6 protein-coding genes and 1 pseudogene are annotated in these 5,618 nt (G+C 73.1%); 4 read left to right on the top strand and 3 right to left on the bottom strand.

All coding sequences use genetic code 11. The features are described from left to right. Positions 1–1,773, top strand: a 1,773-nt coding sequence (locus K6I34_RS30230) for a hypothetical protein (protein ID WP_229330783.1), incomplete at its 5' end; no start/stop codon positions are given. A gap of 100 nt (positions 1,774–1,873) precedes the next feature. Here K6I34_RS30230 and K6I34_RS30225 read toward each other — a convergent pair. Further along, a complete protein-coding gene (locus tag K6I34_RS30225; protein ID WP_229330781.1) occupies positions 1,874–2,302 on the bottom strand; it encodes a MarR family winged helix-turn-helix transcriptional regulator in 429 nt (142 codons plus the stop codon). 88 nt (positions 2,303–2,390) lie between these two features. On the opposite strand from K6I34_RS30225, the gene K6I34_RS30220 reads away from it, so the two are divergent. Both K6I34_RS30220 and K6I34_RS30215 read left to right on the top strand, forming a co-directional pair. Further along, a complete protein-coding gene (locus tag K6I34_RS30220) occupies positions 2,391–3,410 on the top strand; it encodes an NADP-dependent oxidoreductase (RefSeq protein WP_229330779.1) in 1,020 nt (339 codons plus the stop codon). Between the two features lie 37 nt (positions 3,411–3,447). Next, positions 3,448–3,876: an organic hydroperoxide resistance protein gene (locus tag K6I34_RS30215; RefSeq protein WP_229330777.1), complete on the top strand. Its 429-nt coding sequence runs from the start codon at positions 3,448–3,450 to the stop codon at positions 3,874–3,876. A 76-nt stretch (positions 3,877–3,952) separates the two neighbouring features. Here the strand turns inward: K6I34_RS30215 and K6I34_RS38450 are convergent, their stop codons facing one another. Together K6I34_RS38450 and K6I34_RS38445 are read right to left on the bottom strand one after the other, a co-directional pair. Then, positions 3,953–4,342 carry a carbon-nitrogen hydrolase family protein gene (locus tag K6I34_RS38450; RefSeq protein ID WP_308294076.1) on the bottom strand — a complete coding sequence of 130 codons (390 nt, stop codon included), beginning with the start codon at positions 4,340–4,342 and terminating at the stop codon, positions 3,953–3,955. Positions 4,343–4,454: 112 nt separating this feature from the next. After that, positions 4,455–4,652 (bottom strand): annotated as a pseudogene (locus tag K6I34_RS38445) (nitrilase-related carbon-nitrogen hydrolase); the annotation flags it as partial. Between the two features lie 199 nt (positions 4,653–4,851). Here K6I34_RS38445 and K6I34_RS30205 point away from each other — a divergent pair. Beyond that, positions 4,852–5,616, top strand: a complete 765-nt coding sequence (locus K6I34_RS30205) for an MgtC/SapB family protein (protein ID WP_229330775.1) — start codon at positions 4,852–4,854, stop codon at positions 5,614–5,616. Positions 5,617–5,618 lie beyond the last annotated feature (2 nt).

Raw genomic sequence — 5,618 nt, 5'->3', positions numbered from 1 at the left:
GAGGGGATGAGCGTGGGGGACGTGGGGGAGACCCGGCCGACGGATTATGAGTCCGCTGACCCCGTTGATGACCCCGTTGCTGAGTCCGTTGCTGAGTTCGTCGGGGCCGTCCGGTCTGAGGACGACGAGCCCGGCTGGACCGAGGAGGACGACGACCGCACCGCCGAGACGCTCCGCTGGCTGCGGGAGAAACGACGGGACCACCGCAGGCAGAGGGGACGCGACCTCGCCGTCGTCGTCTACACCCTGGTCCTCGTCGTCGCGGGCTACGGCGGCGGCTACGCGTTCCACTTCCTGCGCCAGGTCCGGCTCGGCGCCGACTACGGCGGGCTCGGCGCGGACGTGCAGCGCACCCTGCCCGCGTTCTTCGCGGCGCTGACCGTCGGCCTCGTCCTGGCCGCCGCCCGCGACGCGCTGTGGCGCGGGCCCGTCGTCCTGCCCGGCCCGTCCGTGGGGTGGCTGCTCGCCCAGCCCGTCCGCAAGGGGCGCGTGCTGCGGCCCTGGTTCCGGCTGTCGGCGGGGCTCGCCCTCGTCCCCGGCCTGCTGGGCGCGGCCGCCGGAGCCGTCGTCCTGCGCGTCCTGGGCCTCGCGCCCCCGGGTACGGCCCTGCTCGCCCTGCTCCCGGCCGCGGTGTGCCTGCCGCTGCTGGCCACCGCGGCCGGGATGGCCGTGGAGCGCCGAACAGCCCTCGCGCGGACCGTACGGCGCCGGACGCCCCTCGCCGTCGTGCTGCTGATGCTGCTCGCCGGGCAGGTGACGGCCGCCGCGTACGGGCACCGGCTCGCCCTCCTGGAACGGATCGAGCTGTGGTCGGGCCCCTGGGGCTGGGCCGCGCAGCCGGTGGTCGCCGCGACCGGCGGCTCCGCGCCCGGGCAGTATTTCGCGTCGGCCCTGCTGGTTCTGCTCACCGCGGCCGCGCTGGTGCTGGCGGACCGGGACGCCGCGCGCGTACCGATCGGCCAGTTGCGCCGCCGGGCCGCGACCGCGCAGACCGTGTCCTCCGTGATGTGGACGTTCGAACTGCGGGCCGCCCGGCTCGCCCTGCTGGACGCCACCGGCGGCACCGGTACCCACCGCGTACGGCTGCGGGCGCCCCGCTCGAAGCACCTCGTGGTGATCTGGCGCGACCTGCTGGCCCTGCTGCGCGCGCCCGGCCGCCTGGCCAAGGCCCTGATGTGGACGGTCTGCGGCGGTGCGGCGGCCGCCCTGAGCACGCAACTCGACGGCACCCGGAGCGTTTTCGTCCTCGCCGTGGCCCTCGTGTTCGGCTATGTCGCCGTCGGCGGGCTCGCCGAGACCGCGCGGCTGGAGAGCGACGACGTACGGCGCGCCGCCTGGGCGCCCTTCCGCTTCCGGTGGCTGATGCTCCAGCACGCGGTCGTGCCGGCGGGGGTGGGGGCGCTGCTGGGCGTTCTCGCGGCCGTGCCGTTCGCCCTCGCGGGCAGCCCGCGTGCGCTGCTGCTGATGCCGGTGTGCGCGCTGCCGTTCGCGGCGGCGGCGGTCTTCGCGGCGTGCCGCGGGCCCGCCCGGACGAGCCTGTTGTTCATGGGCGTGCCGACGCCGGTGGGTGATCCGGGCATTCTTGTCTTCATGGCCTGGTACGCGGCGGGGCCGTTGGTGACGGTGGGGGGTCTGAGCATGGCGCTGGCGTCGGCGTCGGCGCCGGCGCGGGGGGCGGGGGCCGTGGTGCCGGTGCTGGTGGTTGCCTTGCTGCTGACTGCCGGTTTTCTCTATTTCGCGGTGCGGTCCGCGGATCGGCTGGTGCGTCACTGACGCTGCGCCCACCGGGGTGCGTCTTGCGCTGCGCGCGGGTGCGGCCCGGTGGGGGCTGGTCGCGCAGTTCCCCGCGCCCCTTACGGGGCTGGGCGCGCCCTTACCGGGCTTCGCCCAGCATGCTGCGGAGGAGGTCGCGCAACGTCGTGCGTTCGTCCGTCGACAGGCCCGCCAGGGGTTCGCGGGCGAAGTCCAGGGACTCGCGGAGGCGTTCCGCCGTGGCCGTGCCCTCGCGGGTGGCCGCGGCGAGCTTCACGCGGCGGTCGTCGGGGTCGGGGCGGCGTTCGGCGAGGCCCCGGGCCTCCAGGCGGTCGACGATCCCGGTGACGTTGGACGGCTCGCACTTGAGCTGCTGGGCGATCCGGCGCATCGGCATGGGCTCCCGGGAGAGCAGGGCCAGCACCTTCGCCTGCGCCCCGGTGAGGGAGTGCTTGGCGGCCGCCTCCTCGTACTCCTCGTGGTAGCGCGCCACGACGGTGGCGATGAGGTCGACCACCTCACGGGTCAGGGCATCGGTTCGAGGGACCATGGCTCCAGGTTACCCGGTTGCTTGACAACATGAAATATCGAGGAGCATGGTTGTTTCAGAACCTGAAGCATTAGGAGGTCCGTCCGTCATGTCCGCCACCCCCGCCACCGGCCGTGAATGGCATCTCGTCGCCCGCCCCCACGGCTGGCCGAAGCCCGAGGACTTCGCCCTGCGCGAGACGGCGATCGCCGGGCCCGGCCCGGGCGAGATCCTCGTGCGCAACATCCACCTCTCGGTCGACCCGTACATGCGCGGCCGGATGAACGACGCCAAGTCCTACCTCCCGCCCTACGAGCTGGACCGGCCCATGCTCGGCGGTGCCGTCGGCGAGGTGATCGCCTCCGGTTCGGACGCCTTCAAGCCCGGTGACCATGTGCTGCACCAGCTCGGCTGGCGCGAATACGCGCTGGTGGACGCCAAGCACACGGTCAAGGTCGACCCCGCGGCCGCCCCGCTCTCCACCTACCTCGGCGTGCTCGGCATGCCGGGCCTGACCGCCTACGCGGGCCTGCTGGAGGTCGCCTCCTTCCAGCCGGGCGACGCCGTCTTCGTCTCCGGCGCCGCCGGCGCGGTCGGCAGCGAGGTCGGCCAGATCGCCAGGCTCAAGGGCGCCTCGCGCGTCATCGGCAGCGCGGGCTCCGACGAGAAGGTCCGCATGCTGACCGAGGAGTACGGCTTCGACGCCGCCTTCAACTACAAGAACGGCCCGGTCGCCGAGCAGCTCGCGGCCGCCGCCCCCGACGGCATCGACGTCTACTTCGACAACGTCGGCGGCGAGCACCTCGAAGCGGCCATCTCCTCCCTCAAGCTGCACGGCCGGGTCACCGTCTGCGGCATGATCTCCATGTACAACGCCACCGAGCCGACGCCCGCTCCGCGCAACCTCGTCTCCGTCATCGGCAAGCGGCTGCGCATCCAGGGCATGCTCGTCGCCGATCACTACGGCCTCCAGCCGCAGTTCGTCGAGGAGGTCGGCGCGTGGGTGCGCTCCGGCGAGCTCAAGTACCGCGAGACCGTCGTGCACGGCATCGAGCACGCCACGGAGGCGTTCATCGGCATGCTGCGCGGCGAGAACACCGGCAAGATGATCGTCTCCCTCGACGCGTGATCCCCACCCCCCTCGCCCCCCTCGGTAAGGAATTCCCATGCCCGCTCAGCCCGTAGAGGTCCTCTACACCGCCGTCGCCACCGCCGAGAACGGCCGTGACGGCCGTGTCGCCAGCGACGACGGCAAGCTCGACGTCGTCGTCAACCCGCCGAAGGAGCTCGGCGGTTCGGGCGCGGGGACCAACCCCGAGCAGCTCTTCGCCGCCGGTTACAGCGCCTGCTTCCAGGGCGCGCTCGGCGTCGTCGCCCGCCAGGAGAAGGCCGACATCTCCGGTTCGACGGTCACCGCCGAGGTCGGCCTCGGCAAGACCCCGGAGGGCGGCTACGGCCTGAAGGTCGCCATCTCCGCGACCATCCCGAACGTCGACGCCGCCACCGCGCTGGCGCTCGTCGAGAAGGCGCACCAGGTGTGCCCGTACTCCAACGCGACCCGCGGCAACATCGAGGTCACCCTCTCCGTCGCGTGAGCCGCCGCGGTGTGCCCCACCCGTCGCGGTGGGGCACACCGCCGGTCCGGACCGCCCGCTCAGGCGGCCCGTACGGTCAGGCGGCCCGTACGGCCAGCTCGGCCGGGACCAGGGCGGACTCCGTCCCCTCGGACACCGCCAGGACCTCCCCGCCGGGACCCCATATGCCGCTCAGGCCACAGCCGTTGTACGGCCCCGACTGCCCCGCGTGGTTCGCGAGCAGGACGTACAGGCCGTTGTCCCTGGCCAGGATGGGGAAGAGGGTGGCCCGCGCCTCCCGCCCGCCCTCCTCGCCGTACAGCGAGCTCGCCACGAGCACCCGGCAGCCGTCGGCCGCCGCGCGCGCCGCGAGGTCGGGGAAGTGGGCGTCGAAGCAGGTCACGAGCCCGACGCCGACCCCGTCCAGGGTGAAGCGGCCGTCGCCCGAGCCCCGGACGAAGCCCTTGGCGGCCTCCGTCTCCGTCACGTGCTGCTTGTCGATGGGGGTGCCTCCCGGCCGAAGGCTGGGGGAGGGTGAGCAGTTCGCCGTCCGGCCCGTACACGTACGAGCTGATCGTCGGCCCCTCGTCCGCGCGCCCCGCGCAGTTGACCACGGCCGCGACCCCCGCCGCCCGGCACGCCTCGCGGAGCGGCGTCAGCCGCGGGTCGTCGGGGGCCGTCGTCAGCCGGTCCTGATCGGCCACGATCGCCTCCAGCTCATAGCCCGTGACGGCCAGCTCGGCGAAGACGACGAGCGACGCGCCCCGGCCGCCCGCCTCGGTGACGAATCCGGCCATCCGGGCCACGTTGGCCTCGATGTCGCACGGCCGGGAGATGAACTGTGCTGCGGTAATGATCATCCGGCCATCATGGCCCGATCGTGGTGCTCATGGCCATGGCCGCTGTCGGTCGCGCCCCGGCCACGCCTGGCATGGAACTGGCTCCAGTTATGTCAACTTCCCTCGCGTACAGTCGATTTCGCGCCACAATCGGTGGATGCGAATAGCCGAGTACGCCGCAGCGCCGCTGTTCGACCCGGGGCGCGGTCAAGGAGTCCGTCAATTCGTCGAGCTGGGCATCGCCCTGCTCCTGTCCTCCCTCATCGGCCTCGAACGTGAACTTCAGCAGAAGAGCGCCGGGCTGCGCACGCACACGCTGGTCGGCGTGGGCAGCGCGCTGTTCATGGAGGTCTCGATCCACGGCTTCGACGCCGTGCAGGGCATCCCGGGCGTCGGCCTCGATCCGTCCCGGGTGGCCGCGCAGATCGTCTCCGGCATCGGGTTCATCGGCGGCGGCCTCATCTTCGTCCGCCGCGACGGCGTGCGCGGCCTGACCACGGCCGCCACGGTCTGGCTGACCTGCGCCGTCGGCATGTCCTGCGGCGGCGGGCTGCCGCTGCTCGGCGCCGCCGCCACGGTCGTGCACTTCCTCGTCGTCCGCGGCTTCCCGGTGGTGACCCGCCGGATGGCCCTCGCGCCGGACGTCGGTCCCGTCGAGCTGCGGCTGTCCTACCGCACGCGGCGCGGGCTGCTCGGCCGGGTGCTGGAGCTGTGCACCAAGCGCGGCTTCCGCGTGACCGACGTGCACGTCGAGGCCGAGGCGGAGTCCCGGGGCGAGCACCGCGAACGCGGCCGGATCAAGGAGGCGGACGTCGTCCTCAGCCTCGAGGGCAAGGGCTCGGCGCTCCCCCTGGTCGAGGAGCTGACCCACTGGGACGGAGTGTTGGGGGTGGGGCTGCGTTCGCACGCGGACGGTGAGTGAGG

This window comes from Streptomyces sp. UNOC14_S4, assembly GCF_020740835.1.
Lineage (GTDB): Bacteria > Actinomycetota > Actinomycetes > Streptomycetales > Streptomycetaceae > Streptomyces.
This window is presented reverse-complemented; position numbering and strand designations above follow the sequence as displayed.